The sequence below is a fragment of the Nostoc sp. genome (genome assembly GCF_036919675.1).
Taxonomy (GTDB): Bacteria; Cyanobacteriota; Cyanobacteriia; order Cyanobacteriales; family Nostocaceae; genus Nostoc.
Genome location: NZ_JBALCP010000129.1, coordinates 199,532 through 216,415, shown reverse-complemented (window position 1 = coordinate 216,415; position 16,884 = coordinate 199,532). Strand labels below are relative to the sequence as shown.

General features: G+C 42.6%; 11 protein-coding genes and 1 pseudogene. 5 read left to right on the top strand and 7 right to left on the bottom strand.

The annotated features are described in order from the left end of the window. Nucleotides 1-29 precede the first annotated feature (29 nt). Complete coding sequence (locus V7K49_RS29200; protein ID WP_335208735.1) at nt 30-1,022, top strand: NAD-dependent epimerase/dehydratase family protein; 993 nt, start codon at nt 30-32, stop codon at nt 1,020-1,022. Between the two features lie 332 nt (nt 1,023-1,354). Here V7K49_RS29200 and V7K49_RS29195 read toward each other — a convergent pair whose 3' ends face one another. From V7K49_RS29195 to V7K49_RS29175, 5 genes and pseudogenes are all read right to left on the bottom strand, one after another. Further along, the gene (locus V7K49_RS29195; protein WP_335208734.1) at nt 1,355-2,167 is read right to left on the bottom strand and encodes a DUF928 domain-containing protein; all 813 of its coding nucleotides are present in this window, start codon (nt 2,165-2,167) and stop codon (nt 1,355-1,357) included. Between the two features lie 84 nt (nt 2,168-2,251). After that, nucleotides 2,252-4,585: a CHASE2 domain-containing protein gene (locus V7K49_RS29190; RefSeq protein ID WP_334864433.1), complete on the bottom strand. Its 2,334-nt coding sequence runs from the start codon at nt 4,583-4,585 to the stop codon at nt 2,252-2,254. Between the two features lie 184 nt (nt 4,586-4,769). Continuing rightward, nucleotides 4,770-5,738 (bottom strand): DUF1822 family protein, encoded by a 969-nt coding sequence (locus V7K49_RS29185; protein ID WP_334864431.1) that lies wholly within the window; start codon nt 5,736-5,738, stop codon nt 4,770-4,772. A gap of 212 nt (nt 5,739-5,950) precedes the next feature. Continuing rightward, nucleotides 5,951-8,674, bottom strand: a complete 2,724-nt coding sequence (locus V7K49_RS29180; protein ID WP_442948704.1) for a CHAT domain-containing protein — start codon at nt 8,672-8,674, stop codon at nt 5,951-5,953. A gap of 1,115 nt (nt 8,675-9,789) precedes the next feature. Beyond that, nucleotides 9,790-10,800: pseudogene (locus tag V7K49_RS29175) on the bottom strand (aldo/keto reductase). 79 nt (nt 10,801-10,879) lie between these two features. On the opposite strand from V7K49_RS29175, the gene V7K49_RS29170 reads away from it, so the two are divergent. Together V7K49_RS29170 and V7K49_RS29165 are read left to right on the top strand one after the other, a co-directional pair. Next, nucleotides 10,880-11,476, top strand: a complete 597-nt coding sequence (locus V7K49_RS29170) for a DUF1802 family protein (RefSeq protein WP_335208730.1) — start codon at nt 10,880-10,882, stop codon at nt 11,474-11,476. Nucleotides 11,477-12,049: 573 nt separating this feature from the next. Next, nucleotides 12,050-12,313, top strand: coding sequence for a hypothetical protein (locus V7K49_RS29165; RefSeq protein WP_273769203.1), 264 nt, complete (start codon nt 12,050-12,052; stop codon nt 12,311-12,313). Between the two features lie 66 nt (nt 12,314-12,379). Here V7K49_RS29165 and ggt read toward each other — a convergent pair whose 3' ends face one another. Next, nucleotides 12,380-14,191 carry a gamma-glutamyltransferase gene (ggt, locus tag V7K49_RS29160; RefSeq protein WP_335208729.1) on the bottom strand — a complete coding sequence of 604 codons (1,812 nt, stop codon included), beginning with the start codon at nt 14,189-14,191 and terminating at the stop codon, nt 12,380-12,382. A 105-nt stretch (nt 14,192-14,296) separates the two neighbouring features. On the opposite strand from ggt, the gene V7K49_RS29155 reads away from it, so the two are divergent. Together V7K49_RS29155 and V7K49_RS29150 are read left to right on the top strand one after the other, a co-directional pair. Further along, nucleotides 14,297-15,037: a phytochelatin synthase family protein gene (locus tag V7K49_RS29155; protein WP_335208728.1), complete on the top strand. Its 741-nt coding sequence runs from the start codon at nt 14,297-14,299 to the stop codon at nt 15,035-15,037. A gap of 88 nt (nt 15,038-15,125) precedes the next feature. Next, the gene (locus V7K49_RS29150) at nt 15,126-15,755 is read left to right on the top strand and encodes a Uma2 family endonuclease (protein WP_335208726.1); all 630 of its coding nucleotides are present in this window, start codon (nt 15,126-15,128) and stop codon (nt 15,753-15,755) included. A 50-nt stretch (nt 15,756-15,805) separates the two neighbouring features. On the opposite strand, the gene V7K49_RS29145 is transcribed toward V7K49_RS29150, so the two are convergent. Beyond that, the gene (locus V7K49_RS29145) at nt 15,806-16,720 is read right to left on the bottom strand and encodes a glycine betaine ABC transporter substrate-binding protein (RefSeq protein ID WP_335208725.1); all 915 of its coding nucleotides are present in this window, start codon (nt 16,718-16,720) and stop codon (nt 15,806-15,808) included. Nucleotides 16,721-16,884 lie beyond the last annotated feature (164 nt).

The following is a 16,884-nucleotide window of genomic DNA, read 5'->3' as shown; positions in this document are numbered from 1 at the left end:
AAAAGCTTGATTAACTACAACTTTCAAATATGTCAGACAATAAAGAATTTTCATCCGAAAAAAGCTCTTCCGTTAAAAATATCTTGATTGTAGGTGCAACCGGCTATATTGGCGGAGCGCTGTGTCGTCAGTTTTCCCATACACAAGATTTTGCCGTATTGGCACTTGTGCGTCCTAGTAGTAATATTGAGGCTATAAAGCCTTTCTGCAAGGAAATAATCCGCTCTCAGGAGGTAGAAATTTCCAACAACGATGTTGCACAAGCAATTCGCAAGCATGATATTACAACGGTAATTAATGTAGCGTGGCATATGCCTCCAGAATCAACCAAAGAAGCTCAATTTGCGAAAGACCGTATAGCGTTAGAAGCCGCTTTACACGGTGCTAGGGCCGTTTCACCAGATATTCATGTAATTACAACCAGTGGGAATTTCTCTTTGATTACCACCGATGGAGGACGAATCACAGAAACACCTCCGCCAAAAGGTTATAAATGGCCCGAATATTTAGTATGTTTTGACTTACTAGCGGGTGTAAATGTGTTGAAAGATGCGCTAGTAGAAGAATATATCAGCAATGGAGGTAACGCTTCTATTGTGTATCCTTCATCAGTGTATGGTTGTGCGCCAACTCGTGGCAGTTTCTGGGATTTTGCAATTCAGCAGTTCATTACAGGGAAACCACACCAAGGCTATCAGCCATTTCCACCAGATTTTATGACGGCGTGGATTCATGTTGAAGATTTGGCAGACTGCTACATTGCCGCAGCGCGAAAAGGCTCCAAAGGAGGACGTTACCTTGCTGCGCCTGAAAATTTGAGTATTAGTCAGATATCAACTTTGTTTGCGGAGGCTGCTCAGGTAGAATTTCTTGCGCCAGTCTTTGAAAACAAAGACAAAGTTATATTTGATGATTCTCATACTAGAGAAATACTTCAACTTCAATGGAAGTATAAGGTGGCTGATGAGGTGAAAGTTTGGGTAGAGAGAATAAAAGAGTTAGGAACTTATTTTTTAGAGTAAATAAGGGTGAGAAATTTGCCACATTAATAGTTGCTAGCATTTGAAAACTGTAGTGACAATCCACATTGGGTTGTCACTCGTAGGGTGCGTTATGGACATTAGTCCTAATACCAATTCTCTGTGAAGCTACACATTATTTTGACCCCTCCCAACCTCCCCTTGGCAAGGGGAGGTGCCGTAGGCGGTGGGGTTCTTTCTATGCGTCTTCATAAAAAATTGGTATAACGCACCAAAAATCTGGGATAGTGCCGTACCCTCAGGAATAACACACTTGAAAAAACTAGTTTTTTAGGACTTGTGTATACAGCGTAGTATTCCTTGTGTTTCTTAATCTAAGGTTGCTCTAAGAGAATCGGTTCTGCTGCAATATCATCTAAGTCGATCTGACCTAACAAATGCCGCCACTCTGCTTGCAGTGTTGCATCTTTAGGATTTTTCTGACGCAGTTGAGCCAGTATCGTCAGTGCGTCGTACCATATCCCGTTTTCGGCATAGATAGCATACTGCTTTAGAAGTTCTGGTGTTTGTAGCTTTTTGACTACGGTTGGATTTAGTTCGACTCGGACAATCACCCCTTCGACGAAAGTCGGGGGCGAAATCGTTTGCTTGTTACAGTTAATGGTGAAAAACCAGCGATATTGTTTGTTTAGTGCCAAAACAGGAGCAGTGGAAGGTAGAGAAACGCGGATGACTCCTGGTTTATCTGGTAGAGCGATTGGTAGGCGGGAAATCTCGTTAGAGTCCTGATCTTGCAGCACAAATTCAACTTCATCGGGCGAATTTTTGGTATACGGCACATAGAAAAACCAACTTGGGCGTTCTACCGTTGTCTGTCCCCAGACATTGATCACTTCATCTGACTTAGTAAAGGGCACTAAAGCAGTCAGCTTAGGTTTAGTAAGTGGACATATCGGTTCCCCACGCTTCGCTCCACCACGAACGCGACCTCCAGGAGGAGGGCCAGGTGGAAGTGGAGGTAGATTAAAGGTTGTGGCTTGAGCAAGGGTCGTTTTAGCATCAGAGCGATCGCTAAGTGAAGAACTAAGAGTTGGTTTTGCAAGGACTGGAGTCAGGCTAACTAGTAAACTGGTGCAGCTAAAAGCTACTACTACAAACAGTTTTATCGGTTGTGAATTTGACTTCATAAAAACCTTCCCTTAAGTATGTAAATCTTGTAGATTTAGCTGCTGATTCTCCAAAAATTTAATCAAAAAATCTTTCCTTATTCCCTATTTCTCGCTCATCGCCCGATGTTTTATTTTTGCATTATAAATTGACATCAAGCCAAGCGTGGCTACCAACGATAAAGCTGACGGTACAAACGGCACCCAAGCACCCAAAATTAACAGACTAAAGCAAACTATATACAGAACACTAGAGGCAATACTGCCTCCCAATGCCAACCAAAAAAACGAAAGCTTTCGGCAAGCCAGGATTCCCCCTAAGAAAGACCAGCCCCAAATCCAGCCCACCTCAGCCCACTGTGACCAAACCCGCAGCAACGGCCGCCCATCCAGGACAGCACTGAGGATCTGGCTGATCATATGGGCTTGTACTAACACTCCTGGCATTTGATCATAAAAAGGAGCGCCATAAGGTGTAGTCCAGGTGTCTGGAGAATCTCCCTTTGCTGTCACACCAATCAAAATAATCCTGTTTTTGATCGCACTGGGGTCAACCGGACTAGATAAAAATTTGGTTAGGTTTACCTGTTGGGCTATCTCTTTTGAGGAACGGTAGTTGAGCAAGATTTGACCGCCATTAACATCAATATTTTGATAGCCGCCAGTGCGAGATTTCAGATTTGGAAAAATAGTTTTACCCATCTGCAAATTCCCTTCAGGGGTAAACTTTGTTTGAATTCCTAAAGGTCGCAGATAAAGATCGGCTAGTTTGAAACTGAAGGCATAACGAGCAGGACACAACGATGTCGCCTCCGGGTTCATGAACAGGAGATGCCGACGCATAACTCCATCATGATCATGAATAAAGTCACTGAATCCCAAATTTGTTTTGGGGATTTCTGGTGGCGGCTTAGTGCCTGCGATATTTACTGTGCCATCGCTCCCCTTACATACGCCAATCAAATTCTGAGTTTTTTGCAGATGATTAATTAAATCTTTGTCTTTAGCTTTAAAATCACGGATGATATCCAAGCCGATCGCTCTGGGTTGGTACTGATTCAGTTTTACCAGGAGTTTATTGAGTGATTTTTCGGAAATGGAAGCGCCGATCAAGGACTCGCCATTTTGTCGTTGAGTTGCTATATCCTGATCATCAATTGTGATTATCAGCAGGCGCGAATCTAGTCCTTCCGCAGGGCGCGATCGCATCATCTGGTCAAAGGCTTGCATCTCTGGACTTTCCACCAATCCTAGCCATCTCACCCCACAAACCAAGGCTGTAATCGCTAAACTCGATAACAAAGTTATCGTAAATCTGCGTTTGTGAGAGTAAGCTAAATTCGGTATATCTTCAGTTTTTGTATACCTTAATTCATCCCAAGTGGGTGGTATCTGGGCTGGATTTTGGCAAATCATTGGTAGCCAAGTCGCACAGGGAAATCGATCCTCAAGTCCTTGCAATCGTTCCCGCCCTTGGCGTACCGCTTGATATAAAGACTTCCCATTGGCAAAGCCTTCGAGAAAATACTGTAAAAACTCCTTAGCAACCTGATCTGGAACCGGTTCGCGCATGACGATCATTTGAGGAATTTGCAAATCAGCTAATTCTCGCGCCAATCCTAATCCATCACAGGAGTTGAATATAGCTAGTTGCAAACCGTTTTCAATGGCTTTCCTAAGAGCGTACTTTAACTCGCCAATAGTAAGGCTATCAGTTTTATTCAGGTAAATTCGTCCACTTTCTCCATTTTTGTTACTGGAACTGTGCCCAGCAAAGAAGAGAATATCCCAGTTTTTTCCCCAGAGATGGTCAGTCAATTCCTTACGTTGTGGTTCTACCAGAAAGCTGACCTTTGCATTAGCACACTGTTGCAGTAAAGCTAGATCAGCCTGGGTGTCAATCCCCTGACTATTGCCCACAATTGCTAAAATGTTGACTAATTTATTTGGAGTGCGTGGCTTGTGAATGCGATCGTAGGATGGTGAAGAAAGGGCGATTTCAGCCTTGGGGTAGCGTTCTAACAAATCCCACAGATGCCAGGGTAATAGTTGCAATTGGCTATTTTCTGTTTGCAGAATCACCCGCACTTCTTCCGTGGACGACAATCTTTCTAACCATTTTTCCCTCAAAGGGCGAAACTCCTCTGCTCGCAGCCAGGTATTAAAGCGTGCCCGCAAAATATGGGAAGTGTTTTCGCAGTCTTGAATCATCGATACATTCGTCACCTGCATTTGGTCAGCATGGAGGCGATAACGATTGCCTATCTGCCGATAACTAGACTGCCAATGACTGTAATAGAGCGGCATTTCAGGGAATGAAGGTAGCCTCCCCGTGATTTCTGTTGCAGCACGCTCGTGTTCTTCACCAATTTGGAGAGTAACAGCAAACCCCTGCTCAAAACTACCCTCTCCGAATTTCAGAACCACTAACTTACCCATGACTGTCACTAATCTCCCTGTGCAAAATCATGCCCTGTTCTAATGTCTCATAACAAGCTCCACAAGCTTTTACAGACTTTTTGAAAAATCCCCAAAAGCCAGCTTGAATTTTTCACTTTTAATTTTTAATTAACCAATTACCACTTAATAAATTACCAACAAAAAGGAAAGATAGCTATATGTTTCAAATCCGAAAATATTCGGTAATGCTAATATCATTGATAGCCACTCTAACGCTAAATTGCTCTGTAGGTTCACCGCGAAACTGCAACTGAATATAATTGTCTAATTTTCTCGATTGAGCATTTAGAAATACTGCTCCCGAACTATCTAGAACGGTGAGATGAACTCCTGGGGGCAAGTAGATTTGATTCCCAGTGGCGTGCAATTGGAGACGAATACTGGTTTGTTGATCCTCTTCTAGGCTGATTTCCACAATCAACATGACGGGTTGGTTGAGAATTTGGATACCCAAATCAATCAGTTTTGCCCGTTTAGTAATTGATTCTGGTTCGTTAAGGGTATTTAGTTCCAAAGTTTCAGTACTGCGAAAGGCATAACCTGGTCTGAGTTCCGGCACGTTCCACAGGGATTCAATAGTCTGCCAACCTATCTCAAATATACCAGCAAACCACTGACTTAAATTCACCAGTGAACTAACTGGGGATTGGCGCAGTTGACTCAGGTGGTCAATAAACGCTTCCAATGGTTGCAGTTGTTCTAAAGGCAGTGTTTCAGTTGCGACACTAGGCATAAAACCAAGCAGCCTCGCTTCTTGGAGCGATTCATCAAATTGAACTACTAAATAACCTACCCGTTCTTCCCAGGTTTCTGGAGGAATGGAACATATCTGCTGGTGTTCCTGCACAGGGCGACACTCTAGACGACCAACTGAGGGCACCTCTAAGTCAGCTATATTCCCACAGAGGCGCATGACACAGTTCCAGCTGTCACTAGCTTGGAGGTCAGTAGGAATATCCATCATTTCCAAGTAGTCATTCACTACCCACACAGCCAGCGTATTCAGCCGAACTTGTTCTGCTTTTTCAGGATTTGGCTGCTGGTTAGCAAATTGCTGGGCAGTTATGCGAGCTGATTGGGAAATCGGCAATGTTAAAGCGAAATCGTCTAGCTGATAGGTGGAGTTATTCATAAGTCAATCCCTAGTCATCAATGCTGCTATGTACATATCACCCGCATTCACTAAATTTATGCCACAAAACAGAGAATGATTATTAGAAAATTAGGGATTGAGAGGTTTGAGGTTCTGAGGTGGATGAAGGGAGTTCTCAAAGAGATGAACGGAGTTCTTAAAGAGATAAATGAGTCTCTAATTTTCTTTGTTCCCAGTCCCCAATCCCCAAATCACAACCAGTTGCCAATCAACACATAAGCAGACCAAAAGCTTGGCGCTCTGTAGTTGGGATGGTTCAGCAGTTGTAGCTGGGCAAGGTGGACAGCTTTGGCTTTGGTGATTTTGCCATTGTTGAGTTTTTGATAGAAGGCACTAACAAACATTGCTGTCGATTCATCATCAATCTGCCACAGCGAGGCTATAGTACTGCGTGCCCCAGCTCGGACAGCTGCTCCTGCAAGACCCAGTGCTGCACGCTTGTCTCCTGTTGCTGTTTGGCAAGCACTCAAAACTAATAGTTCTACTATGGTTTTACCCTGACTGCTGAAGAGAGTATCAAAATCCTTGACATTGATCTCACCATCAAAATCCAAAATAAAAGTGTCTTCAAGGCGGGAACTAAACTGACCGTGGGTTGCTAAATGCACTATGTTGAATGGAGCAGCACCAATTTTACTCTCTAAATTCTTTTTCTTAAAATCTTTATCTAGTAGGCTAGTTGTCGAGATTCCTGCTTTGCTAATCCCGTCGAATTCAGATTCTATCGCAAGCAACGGTGCAAAGTTGGAAAAACCTGGTGGCGGCTTAGTCAGTCCTGCGGTTAGCGCTCTTAGTTGCTGTTTTACCAGTGGTTTAGGGCTGAGGAGTTGCAGACCAACGCTTAGAGCAATTGCATATTTCTCTACCAAGTATTTCTTGCCATCGTAGAGAGCTGCCATTGGTAAATTGCGTAACGGGCCATCTAAGACGAACACTAGGGTATCTACCCGACTTTTTTGCAATTCTGACTCAATCGGTTTGAGTAGCCAGTTATAAACTTGGTGCGAGTGGGTTTGGACGGCTTTGGTAGCAGTGGGATCAACAAGATTTTTTTGCAGTTCTACTAAGAGTTCCTCTACTTCTGGGCGGGAAATCTGAGTAGTGTAGCTTTGCAGGGGTTGTTTGGGAATTTTGACAATTACCTGGAGTTCTTTTTGAAGAATAATCGGATAGAGGATGGCAGCCGTGGCATTTTCTTTTTCTACCACTTGATCGAGGGCTACTCTCTGACCTTGCAGGCAAGCTTCCTGGAAGAAGTTGTCCAATTCTGCTAGTTGGAGTGCTTCAATCCGCTCTCGTGCTTTCTCCAATATTTTTTCATCTGATTTTTCTTTTTGGGATTTCAGCAGTAACTCTACTGACTCTCGGTAGACGGGTTCTACGCTGTCCCGGAAGGTGAATTGCACATCCTGATTCACTACATTACTGACTATTAAATCTCTGCGGAGAGACTGAAGGGTTTCCACAGCAAGATCATATGCCCTAATCGCACCATTAATATCTTTTTGTGCCCGAAGCAATCTCCCTAACTGCCACTCCAAAGTATAGATAATTTCTGGTGCATTGCTGCTCTGTGCCAAAGCTAATCCTTGCAGGGTCAGGTCTTGCGCCTTTGACCACTGTCCGGTTTCTTCGTACAAACCGCCTAAACTTTTCAGAGCATAGGCTTCTGCCCGCTTGTCCCCTAAACTACGGGATTGCTGGATGGCCCTGGTAAGTAATACTGTTGAGTCTTTTTTGCTGAATCCAGAGTAGTAATTCTGACTAGATGTTGGTAACACACCACTCTTGATTTTTAAGATACTTTGTGAATAGTTAATTTGAGCGTAAATACTAGCACGGCTGAGGGGGAGTTGATCGAGTTGGGACTCAATCAATGGTGAGAGAGTGTGAACCTCTGCCCATCGTTGATCTTCAATGAGTAGACTTAGTTGATTGAGTTGCGCTTGGACTTTTGTCAGGGATGAAGGAGATGCTGTGACTGTTCGTTGATAATAGGCGATCGCTTGTATATTGTCTTGTTTTTTACGGGCATGATTCCCCAGACTGAACAGACTTGCCGCAATATCAGTGCTTGATTGCAGATGTTGAGCAATCATTAGACTTTTTTCTAGCGCCTGGTATGAGTCTTTCAAATTCCCCACTACCAAAAGGGCATCACCGAGCGATCGCAAACTCACTGTCTTTTCTCTTGAGTCTGGTTGCGATTTTAACGTCTGACTTACCTCTTCGAGTGTTTTGACAGCCCGAGGGTAAAGTCCTTGGCTTCGCAACGCCTGTGCTTGATTGATTAGGGATCGCACCACACCGCTTTGATCATCTGCTTGCCTGTAAATTTTTTCCGTCTGCCGCCAAGTTTTTAAAGCCTCCTCGGCCTGTCCCATTGTTAGTTGGAGACGACCTTGAATATCCAGTGATTGGGCAAATATTTTTTGCAGATTTTGGTTTTCATCCAGTCCTTTGAGCAAATTTAAGCTTTCTGTTATTTCCTGCTGTGCCTGAATCCATGCACCCAGTTGCTGGTAAACTAGGGAAAGATTACTTAGTGTTACTGCTAGGCTGAGGCTGTCTCCTTGCTGCTTATATGCTTGGACAGCCTGTTGTAACACTTCTACTGCCTTGGTAAAGTTTCCAGCATTGTATAAAATTTGGCCCTGCTCTAATAGTGAGGCGGGGTCAGCGGCCACCGCCAGCGACATAAGACTATTAATTGGTAGTTGGGATGAGGAATTAATTGAGCCAGGAACTTTTGCCAGTACGGGTGAACCAAGGATGCATAGCAAAGCTATTAAGAAGTACAAAGGCAAACGTAAAAAGTGAGCTAGCGTGGTCTTCTCCCAACACCCTGGCTGCTTTTGCCTTTTAACTTTTACAGAATTCGCGCCAAAAATCGTAGTTGGTTTAGTCACAAGCATGACAAAAGGTAAGTGATACCAAGAACGCACAGGATTAACTGTAGGTGTTTGGGCTACCAGGGTAATGTTACCATTCACATCCATTACTTATCCCTGAGCCTTCCACAATCTTATTTTTCGTGGGTTGGATGAGGTTTTACTGGCTAAATCTCTTTAGGCAGACTCTACGAATTATTCTGGTGCGATCACCCCTTAGGGGTTAGTGTTCTTGGTACACCAGTCGCCTCAACGGCGGGAAAGAAAGGAAGTTTGGATGCGTGCAGCGGGCTGTGCCAACGGAGGAACAGTCTTATTTGAGTTGATACTGTAAAAAACAAGCCCACAGATGTGGGCTTGTTTTTCTAAGCAAAATTAATATTATCCTAGTCTCACAACTAGCTCCTCAAGCGTGAATTCCGGCAGGGAGTGCCGTAATTAAAAAATTTTATCATAATAAAATACCAAAAACCTGGTCGGGGTTGACCAGGTTTTATCGAGTTCACAGGTTTCAAATTGTTAAACTAATTAAGTAATTGAAAGTTAATAACTAAGGTGGACTAAAAACTAACAAACTCAGCATTCTTGCGTTTTTCCACTTTGGGATTCGGCTTTGCCTTCTACATTAAGCTTTTTGCCACTTATATAATGTTTGATATGCTGAAATTTGCTTGGATTGATGACAAGGGGACACTAAGTCATTGACCCTATTTGTTTGGTTTTATTTTGTTTGGTGTCCTACTATTTAAATTATCAGTTAGTTTGTAAATCGCAACCCTTAGGTTACTAAAATTGACGTTTTGTTAGATTTTGCAATCTAGCTCCAATTTGATCCCCGACTATCTTTTTTAGGACTTACGCACTGGACAAATTAATCATGGTATAAATTTACCAAAATAGGTCGTTTCAGGCTTTGATAGCGATCGCTCGTACCCTGCGGGAAGCCGCTACACGTCTATGGATGCTCTGACCTCACTTCCATTCCTCTCTCCTTTCATTTATATTTAGTATTTCCTGTCAATGCGTAAGTCCTATTTTTAAGAGAGTTGAGGGGATCTTTGTACCCCTACTCAAAAGCCAGCTACGCGTAGCGTCTCCAAAAGAGAGAGATTAGCATGGCTAACCAAACTGCATTGTGATCAATTCCACATAATTGGACTGTTATCAAGATGGTCGGTGACAATCCGGCCGATCGCATCAATTTCTGCCAATTGGGCGGCAGAAAGTTGAATTTGGGCGGCTAATGTGTTGTCTAGTGCTTGTTCGGGATAACGCGCCCCGGCGATGTCTGACGACAAGCCGCTCTGCGTCTACGCATTTGTTTGGGGTTGAGCAATTAACCACGCTAAAGCTAACTGAGCAAGGGTACAATTATGAAGAAGGGCTATGGGACGCAATTTTTGTAACGCTTGTTGAGCATGTTCAAAGTTATCGCCTTGAAACAGGGTATTTTTAGCACGGTTATCTGCTGGGTCGAATTTATGACCAAGAGCAAATTTTCCTGTTAACAATCCCTGGGCTAAAGACGAATAAGCAAGGATAGAAATATTATTTTCGATACAATAGGGCAATGCATCTTGTTCTACCTGTCTCCAGAATAAAGAATAGGGTGGTTGTAAACTATCAATACGTCCATAATTTGCTGCTTCTGCTAACTGGGCGTGAGAAAAATTGGAAACACCAAGCGCTCGAATTTTACCTTGCTCTTTGAGAAAGTTTAGAGCGCTCATAGTTTCTTCGATAGGTACTATTTCACTTTTGAAAGCACCGGAGGGCCAATGTATTTGGTAAAGATCAATGTAATCAGTTTTCAGGTTGGTTAGGGAACGATGTCTAACGACAAGCCGCTACGCGTCTACGCAAGCCTCAATCACTTGTTCATACTTGAGATGGTTAGCAAAAACTTTCGTAGCATACTCCACGCGAGTTCGTACATCAGATAAAGCTTCAGCAACAATTCGCTCAGAGTGTCCTTCACCATAAACTTCAGCAGTATCAATTGTGGTGATACCAGCTTCAAATCCGGCTCGGATCGTTTTAATCGAGTCAGCATCCTCAATTCCCACCCACATTCTTTTACCAGCTTGCCAAGTTCCCATAAGGATAGGTGTAATTTGGACATCAGAAGTACCTAGCGATCGCTTTTCCATAACTGCTTCCTAATTCATTCCCTTGGATAGTTTGACACTTTATCGGTTTTAGCTTGAAATTAAATCAGAGTTACAGTAGATGCTGATGGAATTGACCACAACTTTTCATGCTCTCAAAGAATGGGCAGTCGCCATAAATGCTTTGGAAAATGGCAAAACAATTATGTTGCTCCGCAAAGGCGGTATCCATGAACGAAATGGACATTTCCAAGTTGCCCAGAAGCAAATTTTGCTTTACCCTACTTGTGAACATCAACAAGCTTTCATGCTCAAAGCTGAGTATGCCAATCATGTATATCCAGTAACATCATGTTGGCATCCAGAGACAGTTCGCATCGGCAGTTGGGCCGAAATTACGGATATTTTGCCAGTTAGTGACGAATTTCTTGTCAACGCCTTGCTTCCCTTCCATATTTGGAACGAGCATTTTATTAGCGATCGCCTCAAATGGAAACCACGCCAGCCGCTTTATATTCTCCTCTTGCGGACATATCAACTACCTCAACAAGAAATTCCCTACCATTCTAAATACGGCGGTTGCAAGTCATGGATTGATTTAGATCAACCAATTCACTTGCAAGGAGCAAAACCAGTTTTGTCTGACTTTGCATACACCCAATTAGTAGAGACAATTCGCGGCATTGTCGGCGATAAGTTGTATGCTCCATCTTTCTAATAACCCAACTTCCTGCCCAGATCCCCGACTTCTTCAAGAAGTCGGGGATCTAAATCTAGGTTAAGTAACGCCATTCTACCCTACAGTTAATTTGATTTTTACTGTTATAAATGATCTTGCTTTTAGATAAATACGGGATTGTGTCTGGTCATCAAACGGACGATTCAAACAACAAGCATTGCTGTTAGATTTTATATTGTTTGCTCGTAGTGTTTAATCAACGGAACTTTATAATTAATTTCTAAAATCTGCGCTTATGTAACCAGAAATACAAATAGTCTGATTGTAAACTCTAGCTTAAATAGTAGTTATTGTTACACACACTCATTAAAAGCGCGGATAACATTAGAAAATCTCCCCTAGAAGGAAGGTGAGGGAAAGCTGTTGATCTCTTGTATCCTACAGCAGCTTTCTCAGGGTATGACTTGTTAAGTAATTATCCTGTAGTAGATAGAACTTAATTACACTTTGTCTAAAGTATTAGGCAAAAAAGTACTCCACAAGGGTGAGATTTTACTTGACAAAAGTCTGCCATTAGGCGTTAGTTATTAGCTAAAAGCAAAGGAGTTTGCAATGCATCGACAAATGTGCTGGTTACCTAAGTCTGGTGGCGACGGAGAGAAAATTTTGTATTTGCAGGCAGAACCCAATCAGCCTTGGCGTCCCTACACAGCTTTTGGACATTTTGCAGTCCCAGATTATCAAATACCAGGTGGTTCTAAAGGTTGGGCAACTTATCAAAAACTTCTCAAAGCAGGTTGGACACTAGTACCTAGCACACGGGCAAACGAGTTTGGCGGCAGCAGCTACGCAGAGTCAACAGCTCAAAATCAATAGAGAGACGCGATTAATCGCGTCTGTACAGGAGTTAGCAGTTAGGAGTTATTATTCTCCTTGTCTGGCTCACAAGCCTTTTGGGGAACCTTCACCGCGAGGATCAGCCGCCCCTTCTAAAGTTCCATCGGCTGTAACCGCGATCGCGTTACCATTACCCCAAGGAGCAGTTTCCTTAATTTTATGCCCCCGACGGCGTAAGTCTTGCACAGTTAGAGCATCCAAACCCCAGGATTCGACGCGCAACTCATCTGGAAGCCATTGATGATGTATGCGTGGAACAGAAACAGCCGCACCAACATCCATGTTGTATTCCAGCACATTCAGGATCACTTGTAAAACCTGGGTGATAATCGTGCTACCACCAGGCGCACCTGCTGCCATGCGGAAATGACCATTTTCTGTGACAATTGTGGGAGTCATGCTGGATAGAGGAGTTTTACGGGGGGCAATGCTGTTGGCATCGTTACCAACCAAACCAAAGGCATTAGGCACTCCTGGCGCAGAAGCAAAATCATCCATCTCATTGTTGAGGACAATTCCAGTTCCCGGTGTCACCACACCAGCACCAAAACTGAGATTAATCGTGAAAGTCAGACTTACGGCGTTGCGTTCTTCATCCACAACAGTAAGATGAGTGGTTTGGGGAGATTCATATTGAGTCGCGTGCAGTTTCAGAGATTGAGCAGATAACGGAATGATATTTTCTCCTAAACTCTGATTATTAGCTTGACTAAAACGTTGTAGTGTTTGTTTATCTACTGGCTTGACCTCGGTCGAGGGTCGAGCCACTTGCATATTAATTTCTTGACGGCGTTTTTTGGCGTAAGCTGGACTGAGCAGTTCTTGTACAGGGACTTTGACAAAATCTGGATCGCCTAAATATTCTGAGCGATCGGCGTAAGCAATCTTCATTGCTTCTACCATTAAATGTATAGCATCGGGATGATGCCATCCTAAAGATTTTAAATCAGTGTCACCGATAATATTTAAAATCTGCAATAGATGAACACCTCCCGATGAAGGTGGTGGCATTGAGCAAATTTTAGCTTTACGAAAATTGCCACAAACGGGAGTGCGCCAGATTGGTTTGTAGGCTTTCAGGTCTTCTAGAGTAATTAAACCACCATTTTTTACCATATCAGAGGCGATCGCCCGAGCAATACTTCCGGTGTAAAAACTTTGGGGATTTTGGGCAATTGCTGTTAAGGTGCGGGCCAAATCACTTTGCACCAGCTTCTCCCCTGGTTTATAAAATTCGCCATTGCGAGTGAAAATTTCTCGCAGTGCTGGATTCTTGAGAAGTGCTTGCTTGTAAGATTGGTTTGTTTGCAGAGAACGCCAAGTTTCTACATCGCCAATAACAAAGCCATCTTTAGCGAGTGCGATCGCAGGTTTCATTACCTCTTGCCAAGGTAGCTTACCATAGCGACGATGCACTTCATAAAGTCCCGCTACCGTTCCTGGTGTCCCTACTGCTAAATAACCATTGATACTTGCATTCGGACGCACCTTTCCTTCTGCATCCAGATACATATTTCTTGTAGCTTTCAGGGGGGCGCGTTCCCGAAAATCTAGCGCTTTCATCTCGCCAGTTTTCTCAGAGTGCATCAGCAAAAATCCGCCGCCGCCGATTCCTGCCGAAAAAGGCTCAACTACCGATATTGCAAAGGTTGTGGCTACAGCTGCATCCACTGCATTACCACCTTTGCGTAACATCAAAATTCCCGCTTCACTTGCTAGGGGATGGGCCGAAACTACCATTCCCTTTTTGCTGTGTAGGGGTAAAGTTAAAGCCGCTGAGGCAACTTGGCTGTAAAGTAAGACGTTGAAGGAAAAGATTGCGAGCGCAACTCGCTTGGGTTTAACAACAGTAAGCATTTTTAGTTTAGTTATTGAGGCGATACAATTTTTTCTTAAAATATTATACTTGTTTAGCATCATGGTGTGAGATTATTAATATGATTTCAGAAATCTCCAGTCCTCATGAATGCTATGTTAATAAAAACAAGTAAGACATTTTTCAAAGCTTTAACTATTGGGTTATGTATCTCTAGCGGAAGCGTTCTCTCTCAGACATTACCGCTTTCCTCTAACTTAGTAGGTTTTAATACGCCTGAAGGGGAAAAATTATTATTTCAGAGTAAATCAAAAGAAGACTTCTTTCCACTGAGTATGCAATTCACCACTCAAAATAATCAAGCATATTGTGGTGTTGCTAGTATGGTTATGATCCTGAATAGTCTACAAATCCCAGCACCAGAAGTACCCCAGTACAAGCCATATCGAGTATTTACTCAAGAAAACTTTTTTAGCAATGATAATACAAAAAAAGTGTTAACACCTGAAGCTGTGTCTCACGGAGGTATGACTCTAGACCAGTTAGGGAAATTACTAGCCAGCTATGGCGTTAAAGTTAATGTTTATCACGCTGCTGACACTAGTTTAGAAGAGTTCCGCAAACAAGCAGCAGAAAATTTAAAACAACCGCAAAATTTCGTTTTAGTAAACTATTTACGCAAAGAAATCGGTCAAGAGAAAGGTGGGCATATTTCTCCTTTAGCAGCATATAATGAGCAAACAGATAGATTTTTAATTCTTGATGTTTCTCGTTACAAGTATCCACCAGTTTGGGTAAAAACAACTGATTTATGGAAAGCAATGTTCACAAATGATCCCTCATCAAATAAAAGCCGTGGCTTTGTATTTGTAAGCAAAAGCCCTTGATATAACAATCTGTTCATTGAATTCATGAATTCTGTAATCGCCCATCCTCCATGTAAACAATGCGATCGGCAATATCTAAAATGTCAATATGGATACCGTAATTACACCACAAAGAATCGAGTTACCACCTGGCGCGGTGTTGAAACTGTTGGGAAACTGGCAAAACTATCAAGTATTAAGTCAGCAACTGGGCGATCGCTCCTCGCCTCGCATTAAATATCGACCTGGAGAGATTTTACTGATGGCACCGCTACCAGAGCATGGAAGAGATGCGAGTTTGTTGGCATTGATAGTAATAGCTCTACTTGACCACTTAAACCGTATGTACGAGTCATTTACGCCCATCACCATGAGCTTGCAAGAAATTAGTGGTATTGAACCAGACTATTGCTTTTACATTGAAAATTGCAGAGCAGTAGTAGGCAAAAAAAGAATTGATTGGCAGTCAGATCCACCACCAGATTTAGCAATTGAAATAGATGTTACAAGCTACACCGCCATTAATGATTACTTGCCTTATCGAGTGCCAGAAGTTTGGATATTAAAGAGTAATCGGCTATTAATTTATAGATTGCTCTTAGAAAGTTATGTGCTTACAGAAAGCAGCTACTTTCCTAATGTCAGAGAAATTGTGCAGCAATGCCTCCAAATTGCAACCGAGCAAACAACAAGTGAGGTCATTAGGTGGTTAAAGAACTTTTTGCGTGGACAACAATAGACAGACGTTAATGGGGAAACAGGAAACTGGTATAAGCGATCGCTCCTCGTCTATCCTTGAGATGAACCTAGTCCCTTGGATTTGCGAAACTCCTGGACAACATCTTTAATATCACGTAATTCACCCTCAACTAAATAGTTTAATTGCCGCATTTCATCTGCCGAAATCTTTCCGGCAAGTGAGGCGATCGCTTTTCTTAATTCGGGGTATTTTTTTAGAGTTTCTTGTCGAACAATTGGTGTCGCTTCGTAAGGTGGAAAATATTTTTTATCGTCCTTTAGTACAACTAAACCCAAGCGAGAAATCTGTCCGTCAGTGGAATTACCCGCTACCATATCCACCTGTTTTTGAATCAAAGCACGATATATTAAACCCAAGTCCATGATTTGGGGTGGTTTAGCAAAATGCAAATCGTAAGTTTTAGCTAATCCTGGAAAACCATCTTCCCGTTCCAAAAACTCGTAACCGAAACCACCGCGCCACTGAGGTGTATATTGAGTAGCTTGAGAGAGAGTTTGAATGTTGTAGCGCTTGGCATCATTACCCCGGACAATCATCGCAAAAGTGTTTTCAAAACCTAAGCTTGGCATTACTTCCAGATTGAATTGCTGGGCATAAGCTTGCTTTAATCTTTCATAAACTTCTTTGGTATCCTTAACTGCTTTTTGCTTCAAAATCCCAGTAAAAGCTGTACCTGTGTACTCAATATATGCGTCAATTTTGCCAGCAGTAATAGCGCTATGACAAACAAAAGAACCACCCAAACGGAAACGACGATCCACTTTTAAATTAGTTGTCGCCTCAATTTGCTGTGCTAAAAGTTCTCCTAAAATATCTTGTTCAGTAAAATCTTTGGAAGCAACGATAATATTGCCATTGCTGCTACTATTTAAATTCGGCGTGCAGCTAGTGATTAGCAGTAACAAAGCACAAGTTAAAAAGCAAAATGTCAAAAATCTTTTCATTAGAGACTATTTATAAATTCAATCTTAAGTAGCTTAACGCACCGCTATATAACATGGTGCGTTAGGTGCATAATATCGTTTGTATTCTGGATACTTTTACGTCAGCGAATCTTGAACCAGGAATATTCTTAGACAAAAAGGCTCTGAAAAGTTATGGTAAATCT

Bases quoted from the DNA above. Each gene is read 5' to 3' on its own strand.
- V7K49_RS29200 (WP_335208735.1), top strand. From the start codon at position 30: ATGTCAGACAATAAAGAATTTTCATCCGAAAAAAGCTCTTCCGTTAAA.
- V7K49_RS29195 (WP_335208734.1), bottom strand. From the start codon at position 2,167: ATGAAGTCAAATTCACAACCGATAAAACTGTTTGTAGTAGTAGCTTTT.
- V7K49_RS29190 (WP_334864433.1), bottom strand. From the start codon at position 4,585: ATGGGTAAGTTAGTGGTTCTGAAATTCGGAGAGGGTAGTTTTGAGCAG.
- V7K49_RS29185 (WP_334864431.1), bottom strand. From the start codon at position 5,738: ATGAATAACTCCACCTATCAGCTAGACGATTTCGCTTTAACATTGCCG.
- V7K49_RS29180 (WP_442948704.1), bottom strand. From the start codon at position 8,674: ATGCTTGTGACTAAACCAACTACGATTTTTGGCGCGAATTCTGTAAAA.
- V7K49_RS29170 (WP_335208730.1), top strand. From the start codon at position 10,880: ATGCTGATGGAATTGACCACAACTTTTCATGCTCTCAAAGAATGGGCA.
- V7K49_RS29165 (WP_273769203.1), top strand. From the start codon at position 12,050: ATGCATCGACAAATGTGCTGGTTACCTAAGTCTGGTGGCGACGGAGAG.
- ggt (WP_335208729.1), bottom strand. From the start codon at position 14,191: ATGCTTACTGTTGTTAAACCCAAGCGAGTTGCGCTCGCAATCTTTTCC.
- V7K49_RS29155 (WP_335208728.1), top strand. From the start codon at position 14,297: ATGAATGCTATGTTAATAAAAACAAGTAAGACATTTTTCAAAGCTTTA.
- V7K49_RS29150 (WP_335208726.1), top strand. From the start codon at position 15,126: ATGGATACCGTAATTACACCACAAAGAATCGAGTTACCACCTGGCGCG.
- V7K49_RS29145 (WP_335208725.1), bottom strand. From the start codon at position 16,720: ATGAAAAGATTTTTGACATTTTGCTTTTTAACTTGTGCTTTGTTACTG.